This is a genomic window from Streptacidiphilus jeojiensis (assembly GCF_042510965.1).
GTDB lineage: Bacteria > Actinomycetota > Actinomycetes > Streptomycetales > Streptomycetaceae > Streptacidiphilus > Streptacidiphilus jeojiensis.
In genome coordinates this window covers 137,227-152,036 of record NZ_JBEUKS010000011.1, presented here as the reverse complement: position 1 = coordinate 152,036, position 14,810 = coordinate 137,227, and the positions used below count along the sequence as shown (strand labels likewise).

The 14,810-nt window shown below is 71.4% G+C and carries 15 protein-coding genes; 5 read left to right on the top strand and 10 right to left on the bottom strand.

The genetic code is table 11. The features are described 5' to 3' along the window. Positions 1 to 62: 62 nt before the first annotated feature. Entirely contained in the window at positions 63 to 518 is a 456-nt protein-coding gene (locus ABUW04_RS28155) for a DUF3093 domain-containing protein (protein ID WP_030258980.1), read from the top strand. A gap of 7 nt (positions 519 to 525) precedes the next feature. On the opposite strand, the gene ABUW04_RS28150 is transcribed toward ABUW04_RS28155, so the two are convergent. The 5 genes from ABUW04_RS28150 to ABUW04_RS28130 all read right to left on the bottom strand — a co-directional run bounded on the left by ABUW04_RS28150 (position 526) and on the right by ABUW04_RS28130 (position 5,305). After that, entirely contained in the window at positions 526 to 1,443 is a 918-nt protein-coding gene (locus ABUW04_RS28150; protein ID WP_380567132.1) for a hypothetical protein, read from the bottom strand. Positions 1,444 to 1,468: 25 nt separating this feature from the next. Continuing rightward, the gene (locus tag ABUW04_RS28145) at positions 1,469 to 1,768 is read right to left on the bottom strand and encodes a DUF4193 domain-containing protein (RefSeq protein ID WP_030258984.1); all 300 of its coding nucleotides are present in this window, start codon (positions 1,766 to 1,768) and stop codon (positions 1,469 to 1,471) included. A 421-nt stretch (positions 1,769 to 2,189) separates the two neighbouring features. Beyond that, the gene (locus tag ABUW04_RS28140; protein WP_030258986.1) at positions 2,190 to 3,167 is read right to left on the bottom strand and encodes an acyl-ACP desaturase; all 978 of its coding nucleotides are present in this window, start codon (positions 3,165 to 3,167) and stop codon (positions 2,190 to 2,192) included. Positions 3,168 to 3,349: 182 nt separating this feature from the next. Continuing rightward, positions 3,350 to 4,648: a sensor histidine kinase gene (locus ABUW04_RS28135; RefSeq protein WP_380567130.1), complete on the bottom strand. Its 1,299-nt coding sequence runs from the start codon at positions 4,646 to 4,648 to the stop codon at positions 3,350 to 3,352. Between the two features lie 3 nt (positions 4,649 to 4,651). After that, positions 4,652 to 5,305, bottom strand: coding sequence for a response regulator transcription factor (locus tag ABUW04_RS28130; RefSeq protein ID WP_030258991.1), 654 nt, complete (start codon positions 5,303 to 5,305; stop codon positions 4,652 to 4,654). Between the two features lie 378 nt (positions 5,306 to 5,683). Here ABUW04_RS28130 and ABUW04_RS28125 point away from each other — a divergent pair, with 378 nt between their 5' ends. After that, on the top strand, positions 5,684 to 5,866 hold the full coding sequence (locus ABUW04_RS28125) for a hypothetical protein (RefSeq protein ID WP_030258994.1): 183 nt from the start codon (positions 5,684 to 5,686) through the stop codon (positions 5,864 to 5,866). Positions 5,867 to 6,045: 179 nt separating this feature from the next. On the opposite strand, the gene ABUW04_RS28120 is transcribed toward ABUW04_RS28125, so the two are convergent. Together ABUW04_RS28120 and ABUW04_RS28115 are read right to left on the bottom strand one after the other, a co-directional pair. After that, complete coding sequence (locus ABUW04_RS28120; RefSeq protein WP_380567128.1) at positions 6,046 to 6,855, bottom strand: inositol monophosphatase family protein; 810 nt, start codon at positions 6,853 to 6,855, stop codon at positions 6,046 to 6,048. A 7-nt stretch (positions 6,856 to 6,862) separates the two neighbouring features. Next, complete coding sequence (locus tag ABUW04_RS28115) at positions 6,863 to 8,008, bottom strand: ferrochelatase (protein ID WP_380567127.1); 1,146 nt, start codon at positions 8,006 to 8,008, stop codon at positions 6,863 to 6,865. Positions 8,009 to 8,119: 111 nt separating this feature from the next. On the opposite strand from ABUW04_RS28115, the gene ABUW04_RS28110 reads away from it, so the two are divergent. Together ABUW04_RS28110 and ABUW04_RS28105 are read left to right on the top strand one after the other, a co-directional pair. Continuing rightward, positions 8,120 to 9,355, top strand: coding sequence for an MFS transporter (locus ABUW04_RS28110; protein ID WP_380567125.1), 1,236 nt, complete (start codon positions 8,120 to 8,122; stop codon positions 9,353 to 9,355). Next, the gene (locus tag ABUW04_RS28105; RefSeq protein WP_380567123.1) at positions 9,318 to 10,673 is read left to right on the top strand and encodes a D-arabinono-1,4-lactone oxidase; all 1,356 of its coding nucleotides are present in this window, start codon (positions 9,318 to 9,320) and stop codon (positions 10,671 to 10,673) included. Before ABUW04_RS28110 ends, ABUW04_RS28105 begins: the two co-directional genes overlap by 38 nt. Before the next feature lie 22 nt (positions 10,674 to 10,695). Here the strand turns inward: ABUW04_RS28105 and ABUW04_RS28100 are convergent, their stop codons facing one another. Next, positions 10,696 to 11,499 carry a hypothetical protein gene (locus tag ABUW04_RS28100; RefSeq protein ID WP_380567121.1) on the bottom strand — a complete coding sequence of 268 codons (804 nt, stop codon included), beginning with the start codon at positions 11,497 to 11,499 and terminating at the stop codon, positions 10,696 to 10,698. A gap of 509 nt (positions 11,500 to 12,008) precedes the next feature. On the opposite strand from ABUW04_RS28100, the gene sepH reads away from it, so the two are divergent. After that, the gene (gene sepH / locus ABUW04_RS28095) at positions 12,009 to 13,076 is read left to right on the top strand and encodes a septation protein SepH (RefSeq protein ID WP_380567119.1); all 1,068 of its coding nucleotides are present in this window, start codon (positions 12,009 to 12,011) and stop codon (positions 13,074 to 13,076) included. 104 nt (positions 13,077 to 13,180) lie between these two features. On the opposite strand, the gene ABUW04_RS28090 is transcribed toward sepH, so the two are convergent. Then, entirely contained in the window at positions 13,181 to 14,032 is an 852-nt protein-coding gene (locus tag ABUW04_RS28090; protein WP_380567117.1) for a sulfurtransferase, read from the bottom strand. Positions 14,033 to 14,122: 90 nt separating this feature from the next. Then, complete coding sequence (locus ABUW04_RS28085) at positions 14,123 to 14,800, bottom strand: thymidine kinase (protein WP_030259013.1); 678 nt, start codon at positions 14,798 to 14,800, stop codon at positions 14,123 to 14,125. Positions 14,801 to 14,810 lie beyond the last annotated feature (10 nt).

Here is a 14,810-nt window from a genome sequence, read left to right as displayed (position 1 = left end):
CGGCGGAACGGGAACCGAGGCCCTCTGCAAGATCGCCTGCGGTCGCGGCCCACAATGGAGCCATGTACGACGAACGCCTCACGGCTCCGCTCTCCATGTGGTTGTTCCCCGCGGGCAGCGGCATCTCCTTCGGGCTGGTCTTCTACCTCTTCGGCATCGTGCCCGGACTGCTCGGCCTGGTCGCCGGGACGGCCGCGGCCGCGGTGCTGCTGAGCTCCTACGGCTCGGCCCGGATCCGGGTGGTGCAGGGCCTGCTGGTGGCCGGCGACGCGCGGATCCCGGTGGAGGCCCTGGGCACGGCCCATCCGCTGGACCGCGACGAGGCGCTGGCCTGGCGCACCCGCAAGGCCAACGCCCGCGCGTTCATGCTGCTGCGCTCCTACATCCCGACGGCGCTGCGGGTCGAGGTCACCGACCCGAACGACCCGACCCCCTACCTCTACCTGTCGACCCGCGACCCGGAAGGGCTGGCCGCCGCTCTGGACGCGGCCAAGCAGGAGGTCCTGAAGGCGGCCTGACGGAGGTTCAGTCCTTCGACAGCCGCGGCCGGGAGAGCGCCGCCTCCCAGTAGCCGCTCTCGGCCGGCGGCCGCCCGCGCAGGTCCTTGCGGATCTCCAGGGCGAGCTTGGCGGTGTCCCTGCGGTTCAGCGTCGCCCCCGCCAGCGCGCCCACCATCAGCGGCGCCACCGACGGCAGCTTGCGCAGCCCGGTGCGGGTGAGCCGCTTGCGCAGCTGCCGGCGCAGCTCGGCGCCGGTGCCCAGGACCACCAGACTGCCCGGCTTGGACAGGTCGAGTCCGCGCCGCTGCGACCAGACGGCCAGATAGGCGCCGGCGCGCTGGGAGGCGTTGCCGCCCGGCGGCTGCCCGTAGACCTGGTAGAGCTCGGCGATCATCTTGACCTCGACGGCGGCCACGGCCAGCAGCTCGGTGGCGATCTCCACCGCCATCGCGGGCGGCACCGGGAGCATGGCCACGGCGCCGACGCCGGCACCCACGGAGGCGGACGCCTTCACGGCTCCGGAGGTGATGCTGTCGGCGAGGTCCTCGGCGTTCCGCGCGCCCGGGTGCTGGGCGCGCAGCGTGGCGAGGTCACGCACGGGAATGCGGGGCGCGGCGTCCACCAGCCGGTCCACCAGGTGCAGCGCACCGCTCTTGGTCCCGGAACCCACCAGTGAGCTGCCCCTGGTCCAACCGGCCGTCAGGGTGCCCTTGAGGGAGTCCGCGAGCGAGGCCATGCGTCGGCCCCGCTCGCCCTGGGGGACGGCCTCCGCCGGAGCGGATCCGTCCCACATCTCCAGCTCGGCGGCGATCCGGGCGAGCTCGTCCTCGCTCCCGTCGTCGCCACCGCCGACCGCCGGGGCTACCGCATCCCCGGCGGTTCGATCGGTACTGCTGCCGTCACTGCTCGGCTTGCTGCTGTTTCGCTGTCGGAACGGCCTCATGAAGACCTCCCTACCCCAAAACGCGTCAGGCCGCGCAGTCCCGGCAGATGGGGTTGCCGTTCTTCTCGCTCGCCAGCTGGCTGCGGTGGTGCACCAGGAAGCAGCTCATGCAGGTGAACTCGTCGGCCTGACGGGGCAGCACCCGGACGGAGAGCTCCTCGTTGCTGAGGTCCGCGCCGGGCAGCTCGAGACCTTCGGCCGCTTCGAACTCGTCGACGTCGACCGAGCTGGTCGACTTCTCGTTCCTGCGGGCCTTCAGTTCCTCGATGCTGTCCTCGTTGAGGTCGTCATCGGTCTTGCGTGGGGTGTCGTAGTCAGTTGCCATGGTGTCGCGGGCCCCCTTTGGGTGTCTGCGGGTATCTCCAGCGCAGGTAACGCGCGGGAAGCCGGACTTGTGCCCGACCCGAGGGCGAGATTTTGCCTTACTTCAAGGCCCGTTACTCAATCGACACCCGACTCGCCCCCCAAAGAGGTGATCCGAGGGCTGTTCGAGCACCTGGGACGGCCGGGCCGGAATACCGTCCCCTTGAGCACTTACCGTGATCATGACCAGCGGAAACCTTGCCGGAGCTGTGGACCTCCGGGCACGCTGCGTCACCGGTGCGGAAATCGTGACGGAGAGCGATCGTCCGGAACCCGCCGCCGAATGGCTTGAATTGTGATGTTCATCACAGTTCTGAAAAGTCCGGACTTACCCGTACAACCTCACCGCCCCGGGGGACCTTTTCCGGCCCCCTCGGCGCCGCTCAGCCGCGCTTCTCGGCAGCGGCCGCACGGCGGGCCAGCAGGGCCGCACGGCGCTCGTCGAAGCGGCTGGCCATGCCGTCCAGGCCGTCCAGGTAGATGCCGAGCTCCTGCTGGGCCGCCAGGCCCTCCGGGCCCAGTCCGGAGACCTCCATGACCTTGAGGTGGCGCAGCACCGGCTGCAGCACGTCGTCGTGGTGGATCCGCAGGTTGTAGATCCCGCCGATGGCCATCTGCGCCGCCGCCCGCTCGAAGCCGGGCATCCCGTGGCCGGGCATCCGGAAGCCGGTCACCACGTCGGCGACGGCCCGCATGGCCTGGTCCGGGGCGATCTCCAGGGCGGCCTTGAGCAGGTTGCGGTAGAAGACCATGTGCAGGTTCTCGTCGGTGGCGATCCGGGCCAGCATCCGGTCGCAGACCGGGTCGCCGGAGTTGTGCCCGGTGTTGCGGTGCGAGATCCGGGTGGCCAGCTCCTGGAAGGCGACGTAGGCCACCGAGTGCAGCATCGAGTGGTTGTTGTCGGACTCGAAGCCCTCGGCCATGTGCGTCATCCGGGCCCGCTCCAGCGCCACCGGGTCGACCGCGCGGGTGGTGAGCAGGTAGTCGCGCATCACGATGGCGTGCCGGCCCTCCTCGGCCGTCCACTGGTGCACCCAGGTGCCCCAGGCGCCGTCGCGCCCGAACATGGTGGCGATCTCGTGGTGGTAGCTGGGCAGGTTGTCCTCGGTGAGCAGGTTGACCACCAGCGAGATCCGGCCGATCTCGGTGACCGGGGACTGGTCCACGGCCCAGGCCTCGCCGCCCATGATCCCGTCAAAGTCGCGCCCCAGGCTCCACGGCACGTACTCGTGCGGCATCCACTCCTTGGCGACGCCGAGGTGGCGGTTGAGCTCGCGCTCGACCACCTCCTCCAGGGCGTGGAGCAGCTGGGCGTCGCTCCACGTGGCGGAACCGGCAGGGCGGGAGGGGGCGATGGTCACGGATTCCAACTCTCGGTACGGCGTACACCTACGCCTCCGTAGGTTACGCCACCGTAGGTTGAGTCGCCATCCGATGGCAAGGGGGGTCGGCGAGGTGTGAACTGCATAAGGAAAAGCCCCGCCGACCTGGAGAAAGATCGGCGGGACCGGGTGTACGGCCCGCTGCGGCCCTGGCGGCGCGGTCAGCTCCCGGGGATGCGGACCCGCATCAGCAGGCCGCCGTCGGGGCGCGGAGACGCCTCGATGGTGCCTCCGTGCGCCCGGACCACCGAGCGGACGATGCTGAGCCCCAGACCCACGCCCTTGTCGCTGCGGGTCCGCTCCTTGCTCTTCACCCGCCGGAACGGTTCGAAGATGTGCTCCAGCTCATATCCGGGGACGACCGGACCGGTGTTGGCGACCACGATCTCGCCGGCCCCGTCGGCGGTGCCGACCGACACCTCGACCCAGCCGTTCTCCGGCCGGTTGTAGCGCACCGCGTTCTGGATCAGGTTCAGCACGATCCGCTCCAGCAGCACCCCGTTGCCCGGCACCACCACCGGTTCGACGATGCTGGTCAGCCGCACGCCGCGGGTGTTGGCCTCGGCCCTGGTCTGCTCCAGCGCCTGCCGGGCCACCTCGGCCAGGTCCACCGGGCGGCGCTCGATCAGCTCGTTGTCGCTGCGGGCCAGCAGCAGCAGACCCTCCACCAGCTGCTCGCTGCGCTCGTTGGTGGCCAGCAGGGTCTTGCCGAGCTGCTGCAGGTCCGGTGAGGCCTGCGGGTCGGAGAGCTGCACCTCCAGCAGGGTGCGGTTGATCGCCAGCGGGGTGCGCAGCTCGTGCGAGGCGTTGGCGACGAACTTCCGCTGGGACTCGAACGAGCGGTCGAGCCGCTCCAGCATCTCGTCGAAGGTGTCCGCGAGCTCCTTGAGCTCGTCGTCCGGGCCGTCCAGCTCGATCCTGCGGTGCATGTCCGAACTGGCGACCTGGCGGGCGGTCCGGGTGATCCGGCCCAGCGGGCGCAGCACCCGTCCGGCCATGGCGTAGCCGAACACGACGGCCAGGATCAGCAGCGCGATCAGGGCGCTTATCGACTTGAGGATCAGCGTGTGCAGGGCGGTGCTGGTGTGCTGGTGCTGGAGCGAGGCTATGTAGCCGCTCAGGTCGGACCCGCTTATCGGGTTGCCGTTCAGCGTCACCGTGACGTCGCCGCTGGTCTTGATGGTCGGCACCTGGGTGGCCAGATTGAACGCCTGGTCCACGAACAGGTACATCACCAGCACCAGGATCAGCCCGGCCAGCAGGAACATCCCGCCGTAGAACATGGTCAGCCGGATCCGCAGGGTGGGGCGGAACGGCAGCAGCGAGGGCTCCGGCTCCAGGACGGGCCAGCCGGCGGGGGCCTTCGGCGGCTGCGGGGCCGGCTTGGGGGACGCGGGGGCGGAGGTGGACGCCGAGGCGGACGCGGAGGTGGTGGCCGGGTCGGGGGCGGGCTCGTTCATCGCTCAGACCCGGTAGCCGGAGCCGGGCACGGTGATGATCACCGCGGGCTCGCCGAGCTTGCGACGCAGCGTCATCACGGTCACCCGGACCACGTTGGTGAACGGGTCGGTGTGCTCGTCCCAGGCCTTCTCCAGCAGCTGCTCGGCCGAGACGACGGCTCCGTTGGCCCGCATCAGCACCTCCAGCACCGCGAACTCCTTGGGCGCCAGGGCCACCGGCTTGCCGTCCCTGAGCACCTCGCGGCGGCCCGGGTCCAGCGAGATCCCCTCCCGCTCCAGGACCGGCGGCAGCGGCGTGGTGGCGCGCCGGCCGAGGGCGCGCACCCGGGCCACCAGTTCGCTGAAGGCGAACGGCTTGGGGAGGTAGTCGTCCGCGCCCAGTTCCAGGCCCTCGACCCGGTCGCTGATGTCGCCGGCCGCGGTCAGCATCAGCACTCGGGTCGGCTGGCCCTCCTCGACGATCTTCCTGAGCACGTCGTCGCCGTGCACCAGCGGCAGGTCGCGGTCCAGCACGACCACGTCGTAGTCGTTCACCGCCACCCGGTCCAGGGCCGCCTGGCCGTCGTAGACCACGTCCACGGCCATGGCTTCCCGCCGGAGGCCGGTGGCGACGGCATCGGCGAGCAACTGCTCGTCCTCGACCACAAGAACCCGCAACGCAGTGGTCCCTTCAAAGAGCACAACCGTGCGACGCCCCAGCCGGGACACCGCTCACACCGTTCCATCCTGCCTGGTACGGCGGTAAAGCAGCAGTAAGCGGGCCCCGAACGGGTCGGCCGACCCTCTCGTGGAGGAATCCACCGGAATCGGAGCCACCCGCTCCAGGGGTGGCAGACGGGCCGGAAAGATCACGGAAAACGGCCCGTAATTCCCAGGATCGGCGAGGTTTCCGGGAGTTCGGGCGTGGGGAGGACGGTCTGTACACCCGCGATCACGCTTGCGCCGCAACGCGAGCTCGCACCCGCCCGTCCGTGCGACCTTCCGCACCGGGCTCCGCCCGGGGTCGCCCGAACAAGAGCAAGGGGGTCTTGCCTCATGGACGCCTTCACCGCCGGCATCCTTCAGCGCATAAGGAACGCCGAGATGGACCTGCACCGTGCCCAGGAGTCGGGGGACGACTTCCTGGCCGAGGTCGAGCAGTCCGAGCTCGACGACCTGCACCGGCTCGCCGCGGAACACGGCATCTCGGTGGCCCAGCCCGAAGCGCACGCCGCCTGACGCTGCGCTTTCCCCTCACACCCCACCCACCACCCACCCTCGCCCACAGACCTCAGCGATGCCCCGGACAGCAGGACCCGTCCGGGGCGTTTTGGTGTCCGGCTGCGGCGTGTGCATGGCTTGGCCCACTGCGAGCAAGCTGCACCTACCCAGGGGCGCGGGGAACTGCGCGGCCAGCCCTAGTCGTGCCAGGCGCCGAGTTCCTCCAGAAGTTGCTGCAACGGCTCGAAGAGGCCGGACGGGGCCGCCACGGTGAGTTCGGTGGAGGCGGGGTCCCCCGGACGCCCCCCGGTCAGCGCCCCCGCCTCGGTGGCGATCAGGACCCCGGCCGCGTGGTCCCACGGGTTGAGCCCGCGCTCGAAGTAGCCGTCGAGCCGCCCCGCGGCGACGTCGCACAGGTCGATCGCGGCCGAGCCGGCCCGCCGGATGTCCCGCAGCCTGGGCACCAGCTCGCGGACCACCTCGGCCTGCCGGACCCGGCGCTCGCGCAGGTACCCGAAGCCGGTGCCGACCAGTGCCTGACCCATCTCCGGGGCTTCCCCGCAGCGCAGTTGACGGCCGTTCAGGAAGGCCCCGCCGCCCCGCACCGCCTGCACGGTCTCACCGCGCGGCGGCACCTCGACCACGCCGACCAGGGTCCGCCCGTCCAGTTCGGCGGCGATGCTGACCGACCAGGCGGGGAGGCCGTAGAGGTAGTTCACCGTCCCGTCCAGCGGGTCGATCACCCAGCGGACGCCGGTGCTGCCGGCGCGGGAGGCGCCCTCCTCGCCGAGCAGGCCGTCCTCGGGGCGGCGGTCCATGATCAGCTCGGTGATCAGCTTCTCGGCGGCGAGGTCCATCTCGGTGACCACGTCGACCGAGCTGGACTTGGTCGCGGCGACGCCCAGGTCGTCCGGGCGGCCGTCGCGCAGCAGCGCCCCGGCCCGGCTCGCGGCCTCCAGGGCCAGGTCGAGGAGTTCGGCCTTCAGCTCGTCCATCAGGTCGTCCATGGTCAGGTCAGTCCTTCCAGTCGGCACCGGCCGCGGCCGGAAGGGGATTGCGGAACGCCGGGCAGCAGTCCGCAGGGCATACGTCGTGGCTCGGGCCCAGCGCGCCCAGCGCACAGCGCGCCGGGCGCTCACCGCGTGCGCTCGCGGCGCGTTCCAGTACGAGGTCGCGCACGGCCGCGGCGAAGCGCGGGTCCGCGCCGACGGTGCGGGCCCGGGAGACCGGCAGTCCGAGCTCGGCGGCCTTCTCTGCGGCCTGGGTGTCGAGGTCGTAGACGACCTCCATGTGGTCCGAGACGAAGCCGATCGGCACCATCACCACCGCCGGGGCGCCCGCGGCTGCCAGTGACTCCAGGTGGTCGCAGATGTCGGGCTCCAGCCAGGGCGTCTGCGGGGAGCCGCTGCGGCTCTGGTAGACCAGCTCCCACTCCCGCCCGGCCACCCCGGTCTCCTTGGCCACCGCCTCGGCGACCAGCCGCGCCGTCTCCAGGTGCTGCGCCACGTAGGCTCCGCCCGGCATCCCCCGCGCCGGATCGTCGGGGGCGCCCGAGGTGTCCGCCAGCGCATTGGGGATGGAGTGGGTGGTGAAGGCCAGCCGCGCGCCGTCGCGCACGCCCTCCGGGAGCTCCGTCAGTGCGGCCAGGGTGTTGTCGATCATCGGTTCGACGAAGCCCGGGTGGTTGTAGAAGTTGCGCAGCTTGTCCAGCCGCAGCTCGGCCGCGCCCGGCGCGCCCTCCTCCCGCAGCCGGGTCAGCGCCGCAGCCAGGTTCTCCCGGTACTGGCGGCATCCCGAGTAGTTGGCGTAGGCGCTGGTGGCCAGCACCAGCACCCGGCGCCGACCGTCGGCCGCCAGCTCGCGCAGGGTGTCCACCAGGTAGGGGGCCCAGTTCCGGTTGCCCCAGTAGACCGGCAGGTCGAGCCCCTGGCCGGCCAGGTCGGCGCGGAGCGCCGCCAGCAGTTCGCGGTTCTGCGCGTTGATCGGGCTGACCCCGCCGAAGAGGAAGTAGTGCTGCCCGACCTCGGCCAGCCGTTCGCGCGGGATGCCGCGGCCCCGGGTCACGTTCTCCAGGAACGGCACCACGTCCTCCGGTCCCTCCGGACCGCCGAAGGAGAGCAGCAGCAGGGCGTCATAGGGACTGGTACGTGCATCGGACATGGGTCCGATCCTGCCACTAGCGGCCCGGTGGTTATTCGATTGACCACCCCCGTAAGCTGTGTAAGTTCCTCATAACCCTTACGGGTCTTTCGCACAGTCAGTTGGAGCACCGTGCTGTCCACCTACCGCCGGATCTTCGACGCCCCCGGGAGCCTGGCCTTCTCCGCCGCCGGCTTCGTCTCCCGCATGCCGTTGTCGATGACCGGCATCGGCGTCGTCACCATGCTCTCGACCCTGCGCGGCGACTACGGCCTGGCCGGGGCGGTCTCGGCGACGCTGGCGCTGTCCGCCGCCGCCCTGGGGCCGCAGGTCTCGCGCCAGGTGGACCGGTACGGGCAGGCCCGGGTGATCCTCCCGGCCACCGGGATCACCGTGGCCGCCATGGGCGTGCTGCTGCTCTGCGCCCGGTTCGACGCGCCGGCCTGGACCCTGTTCGCGGCGGCCGTCCCGGCCGGCTGCATGCCCAGCATGGGGTCGCTGGTCCGGGCCCGCTGGGCGCTGATCTACCGGGGTTCGCCGAACCTGCACACCGCCTACGCCTTCGAGTCGGTGGTGGACGAGATCGTCTTCATCATCGGCCCGATCCTCTCGGTCGGGCTGTGCACCGCGGTCTTCCCCGAGGCCGGGCCGCTGGTCGCGACGGTGCTGCTGCTGACCGGGGTACTGCTGTTCGCGGCCCAGCGCGGCACCGAGCCGCCGCTGCACCCGGTCTCGGTGCAGCGCTCCGGATCGGCGCTGCGCACCCCCGGGATGTGGGTGCTGGTGCTGACCTTCGTCGGTGTGGGGACCATCTTCGGCTCGGTGGACGTGGTCACCGTGGCCTTCGCCGACCACCTGCACCACAAGGCGCTCTCCAGCGTCGTGCTGGCGGTCTACGCGCTCGGCTCCTGCGTCGCCGGCATCGTCTTCGGCGCGCTGAAACTGCACGGCCCCTTGTCCAGGAGGTTCCTGCTGGGGATCCTCACCATGGCGGTGAGTATGCTGCCCCTCCTATTCGTGAAGAACCTCGTGGCCCTGGCAGCGGCACTGTTCGTCGCCGGGCTGTCCATCTCCCCCACCATGGTCACCACCATGGGGCTGGTGGAACGGATCGTCCCCGCCTCCAAGCTCACCGAGGGGATGACCTGGACCACCACGGGCCTCGCCGTCGGCGTCGCCCTCGGCTCCTCGGCGGCCGGTTGGGTGGTGGACGGGGCGGGCGCGGCAGCCGGTTACTGGGTGACCGTGACGGCCGGCGGCTTCGCCGCAGCCACGGCGTTCCTCGGGTCACGCCGACTCAGGTCGGCACCGGAACAGCAGGAGCGTGCACATGTCGACGACGACCAGCGGCAGCCCCAACCCGGCTAGCCGGGCCGCCAGCAGCGCTGCCCCGGGCGCCTGGAGCAACTGGGCCGGCAACCAGACCGCCCGGCCCCGCCGCACGGTCTCCCCCGCCTCCGTCGAGGAACTGGCCGCCGCCGTGCGCGCCGCGGCCGAGGACGGGCTGCCGGTCAAGGCCGTCGGCAGCGGACACTCCTTCACCGCCATCGCCGCCACCGACGGCGTCCTGGTGAGCCCGGAGCGGCTGACCAAGGTCAGGGAGATCGACCACAAGGGCGGCACCGTCACCGTCGAGTCGGGCCTGCCGCTGGAGAAGCTCAACGTGCTGCTGGAGCACGCCGGCCTGGCCCTGACCAACATGGGCGACATCATGGTGCAGACCGTCGCCGGCGCGACCAGCACCGGCACCCACGGCACCGGACGCGCCTCGGGCTCGCTGGCGGCCCAGATCAAGGCCCTGGAGATAGTCCTGGCCGACGGCACGGTGACCCGCTGCTCCCCGACCGAGAACGCGGATCTGTTCGCCGGAGCCCGGCTCGGTCTGGGCGCGCTGGGCGTGGTCAGCGCGATCACCTTCGGGGTGGAGCCGGCCTTCCGGCTCACCGCCTTCGAGCAGCCGATGTCCTTCAGCGAGGTGACCGGCCGCTTCGACGAGCTGGTGACCGACAACGAGCACTTCGAGTTCTACTGGTTCCCGCACACCGAGGGCTGCTCCACCAAGCGCAACAACCGCAGCGAGGGCCCCGCGGCTCCGCTGACCCCGTTCCGGAAGTGGCTGGACGACGAGTTCATCTCCAACACCGTCTGGGAGGGCGCCTGCCGGGTCGGCCGCCGCTTCCCCGGCACCATCCCGGGCATCGCGAAGATCGCCAGCAAGGCCTGGTCCGAGCGCACCTACACGGACGTCTCCTACAAGGTGTTCACCAGCCCGCGCCGGGTGCGCTTCGTGGAGATGGAGTACGCGGTGCCGCGCGAGGCCGCGACGACCGTGCTGCGCGAGCTGAAGGCACTGGTGGACCGCTCCGGCTGGAGGATCAGCTTCCCGGTCGAGGTCCGCGTCGCCCCCGCCGACGACCTGTGGATGTCGACCGCGAGCGAGCGCGACACCGCGTACATCGCGGTGCACCTCTACCGGGGGACGACCGACCCCGGCTACTTCACCGAGGTGGAGAAGATCATGACGGCGCACCAGGGCCGCCCGCACTGGGGCAAGCTGCACACCCGGGACGCCGAGTACCTGGCCGGGCTGTACCCGCACTTCGCCGAGTTCACCGCGCTGCGCGACAAGGTCGACCCGGAGCGCCGCTTCGGCAACGACTACCTGCGCAGGGTGCTCGGCGCCTGACGCCGGGGCCCGGAGTCCGGGGCTACGGCGTCGCGGCCGAGGACGCCGTGGCGCCGGCGCCGGCAGCCGGGTCGGCGGTGCCACTGGCAGCGGTCGACGGCGTGGACGAAGCCGAGGCCGAGGCGGAGGGGGCGGTGCTGGCGCTCGCCGAGGCGGACGGGGTCGGCGTACTCGCGGCGGCCGAACTGCTGGGAGTGGCGGACGGATCGGTGCCGGAGCCGGTACCGGTGCTGCCGCCGGACGGCGTCGCCGCTGCCGAGCCGCCCTGGCCGGGGGTCTGTGAGGGGCTCGCGCCGACGCCGTCGGACGACCCGGAACCGCCGGTGCCGCCCCACACGGTGGTGCCCACGGTCTGCCCGGTGGCGAACTCGGTGATCGCGATCGGGGTCATCGCCAGTACGAACACCAGGCCGCTGACCAGGGCGTAGAACTTCCAGGTCCGCTTCCTCGCGGGCTTCCCGCCCTTGTAGACGGTGACCGACTCGTTCTCCGCCGGCGGGGCGACCTGCGCCATCATCCGGGTGTGCTCGCCGCCGGGGTCGAACGGATCGAACTGCGCGGTCGCGGCGGGCCCGTCCTTGTCGAACGCCACCACGGCATCCGCCCTGCGGGCCGCCGCCCACTCCTCCGGCGTCTGCGCCGCCTCGACCACGGCCGGCACCCGGCTGCGGATCTCCTCGCCGGTCCGGCGGAAGACGTGCTGGAAGACCGCGCTGCCGCAGGTGGCGCCGATGCTGACCACGGCAGCGCCGATGATCGTCCCGGCCACGCCCAGGCTGGACGCAAGGATCGCGGCGCCCACGGCGGCCAGCGCACTGGCCGCCACCTGTATGAGACTCAGATCGAGGGACTTTCGTCCCTTGCTTGCCTGCCTTTGGTCCTGCTCCTGCATTACGCCCCTTTTATGCGCCTTTCTCCAACTTGTACAAGGTACGACCGTTCGAAGGCACGAACAGGTTCCAGCCAGTGCGAAGGTGTGAAGATGATCACCGTCCGCCGGTCGGTCGACCGCCATCGGAGTGGCGACCCTTGAGAATCCCGTGATTCAGGGGAGACTTGGGCAGCGAGCCGCGACACCCGGGACTCACGAATGGAGTAGTGTTCGTGACACCCGACTGCGGGTCACCTCGGCGTGCCGTTCTTGGAATCGATCCCCTCGGGATCAACTCCGGGGGCGGAGGCGGCTTCCGGAGACATTCAGGAGCCAGAGGCTGAGAAAGATTACCGTGCCATACCGGTGAGTCGCGGATAGGGGCCGACGCACCGGGTAACTCTGCAATGTTGTGGTCGGCCGCCCGTCGGCAGGTCACACTCGTTACGGGAGCAGCGACGCAGGTGACGTCGGCAGGCACCACCCGGGAGGTAACCGTGCCCGAACTGCGTGTCGTAGCCGTCAGCAATGACGGCTCACGACTGGTGCTCAAGGCCGCCGACTCGACGGAATACTTCCTTCCGATTGACGAACGGCTGCGCGCCGCCGTGCGCGGCGACCGCCCGCGGCTGGGCCAGATCGACGTCGAGAGCCACCTCCGTCCGCGCGACATCCAGGCCCGGATAAGGGCCGGGGCCAGTGCCGAGGAGGTCGCCCAGCTCGCCGGGATCTCGGTGGAGCGGGTCCGTCGCTTCGAGGGTCCGGTGCTGGCCGAGCGCGCCTTCATGGCCGAGCGCGCCCGCAAGACCTCGGTGCGCCGCCAGGGCGAGAGCACCGGTCCCCAGCTCGGTGACGCGGTCGCCGAGCGGCTGCTGCTGCGCGGCGCCGAGAAGGACAGCGACAGCTGGGACTCCTGGCGCCGCGAGGACAACACCTGGGAGATCGCCCTGGTCTTCCGGGTCGGCGGCCAGCCGCAGCAGGCCCGCTGGACCTACGACCCGCCGCGGCGGCTGGTGCAGCCGCTGGACGACGAGGCGCGCTCGCTGATCGGCGAGAGCCCGCAGCGGGTCGAGGAGGAGCCGACCTTCCCGTTCAAGCCCAGGATCGCCCGGCTCCCCGGAGCCGACCGCGGTATGGGCATGCGCCCGATGGCACCCGAGCGCCCGCCGATGCGGGCGCCGGAACGTCCGGAGCGGCCTCCGGTGGAGGCACCGCAGGCCCCGGCACCGGCCGTGGCGGAGGCCCGGGACTCGCTGACCAGCCTGCTGGACGTGGCCGCACCGCAGCCGGCGCCGCTGGCGGCCGAACCGGTCGAGCCTGCGGCGGAGGCGGCGGAACCCGCCGCGGCTGCGGGCGCGGGGGCCGCGTACGCGGACATCCTGATGCCCCGTGCGGCGGCGCCGCACCGTGATCGGCTGATCGGCAGCACGGACCGTCAGGCCGAGGCGGACGGCGTCCGCCCGGGCCGCAGGGCGGCTGTGCCGAGCTGGGACGAGATCGTCTTCGGCACCCGCCGCAAGAAGCAGGACTGATCAGGCGTCAACCAGGCACTAGATAGGGGCGCGGGGAACTGCGCTGCCAACCATGCACCTCCGTAGAGGGCTGGCAGCGCAGTTCCCCGCGCCCCTTCAGGTAGTCAGTTGCTGGTCTCGACGGGACGGTTGGGGTCTGAGGACCATTCGCTCCAGGAGCCCGGGTAGAGCGCCGCGTCGATTCCGGCGAGGCTGAGGGCCAGGATTTCGTGGGCCGCGGTGACGCCGGAGCCGCAGTAGACGGCGATCCCGGCGCCGGGCTCGACCCCCAGCGCGGCGAAGCGCTCGGTGAGCTCGGCCGCAGGCCGGAAGCGGCCGTCCGCAAGGAGGTTGTCCGTGGTCGGTGCGCTGATCGCGCCGGGGATGTGGCCCGCCCGCGGGTCGATCGGCTCGGTCTCGCCCCGGTAGCGCTCGCCCGCGCGGGCGTCGAGCAGCCGTCCGGTCCCGGCCAGCACCGCCGCCGCGTCCGCGTCCACGGTGGGCAGCGTGCCCGGCGCGGGGATGAAGTCACCCTTCTCGGCGGGCGGAGCCTCCTGCTGCAGCGGCAGGCCCGCGGCCGTCCACGCGGCCAGGCCGCCGTCCAGTACCCGGACCCTGCTGTGCCCGGCCCAGCGCAGCAGCCACCAGGCCCGGGCCGCCGAGGCCGAGGTCGCGGCGTCGTAGACGACCACCTCGCGGTCGGCGCTCACTCCGGCCGACCGCATGGCCGCACCCAGCACCCCGGGGTCCGGCAGCGGGTGGCGTCCGCCCGGGCCGGCCGGGGCGGCCAGCTCCGAGTCCAGTGCGATGAAGTGCGCCCCTGGAATGTGGCCGGCGGCGTAGTCCTCGGCGCCGGGCGGCGGGGTGCCGGGCTCCCAGCGGCCGAGCTGCCAGCGGACGTCGAGCAGCGCGGGCGGGTGCTCACCGGCGAGCGCGGCGGAGAGTTCGTCGGCGGTGATCAGTGTGGTGGACTCCATGGGGATCATTGTGTCCCGTGGGAGGGGCTGGAGTCGGCCAAAGGTCCGCAGTGTTCAGGACACCGTAAGGACGGTCCGGGGGTGGCGCATTCACGCCCCCGCATTCGAACAGACTGTGTCGGTGTTGCCGAAGGGCAGGACGTCCGGCGACAGCGTTCCGGCGCCCGAGGTCGCCGCGGTCACCCGGCGGATGTGGTGCCGTCGACACAGCACCTCGTACCCGACCTCGTCGTCATTGGTGGTGACGTCCCCGACCACCACCTGGGCACCCTCTATCACCATCACCCCGCCCACCGTGCGGGCGTTGTGGGTGGCCCGGGAGCCGCACCAGCAGAGGGCCTCGACTTGGAGCACCTCGACCCGGTCGGCGAGTTCGATGAGGCGCTGCGAGCCGGGGAAGAGCCTGGTGCGGAAGTCGGTGGTGATGCCGAAGGTGAAGACGTCCACGCCCAGGTCGTCGACGACCCGGGCCAGCTGGTCCACCTGATCGGTGGTGAAGAACTGTGCCTCGTCGCAGATCAGGTAGTCGCAGCGGCCGCCCGCCGACAGTTCGGCGACCACATGGGCGTGGAAGTCCAGGCCGTCGCCGACCTCCACCGCCTGGGTGGCCAGCCCGAGCCGGCTCGACAACGTCGCTGCGCCCGCGCGGTCGTTGCGGGTGAAGATCAGGCCCTGACGGCCGCGCGCACCGTGGTTGTGGTCCATCTGCAGAGCGAGGGTCGACTTCCCGCAGTCCATCGTTCCGGAGAAGAAGACCAGCTCAGCCATGGGGTGGGAG

What these genes read in the sequence shown, in the direction of transcription:
- ABUW04_RS28155 (WP_030258980.1), top strand. Translation starts at nt 63, where the DNA reads ATGTACGACGAACGCCTCACGGCTCCGCTCTCCATGTGGTTGTTCCCC.
- ABUW04_RS28150 (WP_380567132.1), bottom strand. Translation starts at nt 1,443, where the DNA reads ATGAGGCCGTTCCGACAGCGAAACAGCAGCAAGCCGAGCAGTGACGGC.
- ABUW04_RS28145 (WP_030258984.1), bottom strand. Translation starts at nt 1,768, where the DNA reads ATGGCAACTGACTACGACACCCCACGCAAGACCGATGACGACCTCAAC.
- ABUW04_RS28135 (WP_380567130.1), bottom strand. Translation starts at nt 4,648, where the DNA reads ATGAACGAGCCCGCCCCCGACCCGGCCACCACCTCCGCGTCCGCCTCG.
- ABUW04_RS28125 (WP_030258994.1), top strand. Translation starts at nt 5,684, where the DNA reads ATGGACGCCTTCACCGCCGGCATCCTTCAGCGCATAAGGAACGCCGAG.
- ABUW04_RS28120 (WP_380567128.1), bottom strand. Translation starts at nt 6,855, where the DNA reads ATGGACGACCTGATGGACGAGCTGAAGGCCGAACTCCTCGACCTGGCC.
- ABUW04_RS28115 (WP_380567127.1), bottom strand. Translation starts at nt 8,008, where the DNA reads ATGTCCGATGCACGTACCAGTCCCTATGACGCCCTGCTGCTGCTCTCC.
- ABUW04_RS28105 (WP_380567123.1), top strand. Translation starts at nt 9,318, where the DNA reads ATGTCGACGACGACCAGCGGCAGCCCCAACCCGGCTAGCCGGGCCGCC.
- ABUW04_RS28090 (WP_380567117.1), bottom strand. Translation starts at nt 14,032, where the DNA reads ATGGAGTCCACCACACTGATCACCGCCGACGAACTCTCCGCCGCGCTC.
- ABUW04_RS28085 (WP_030259013.1), bottom strand. Translation starts at nt 14,800, where the DNA reads ATGGCTGAGCTGGTCTTCTTCTCCGGAACGATGGACTGCGGGAAGTCG.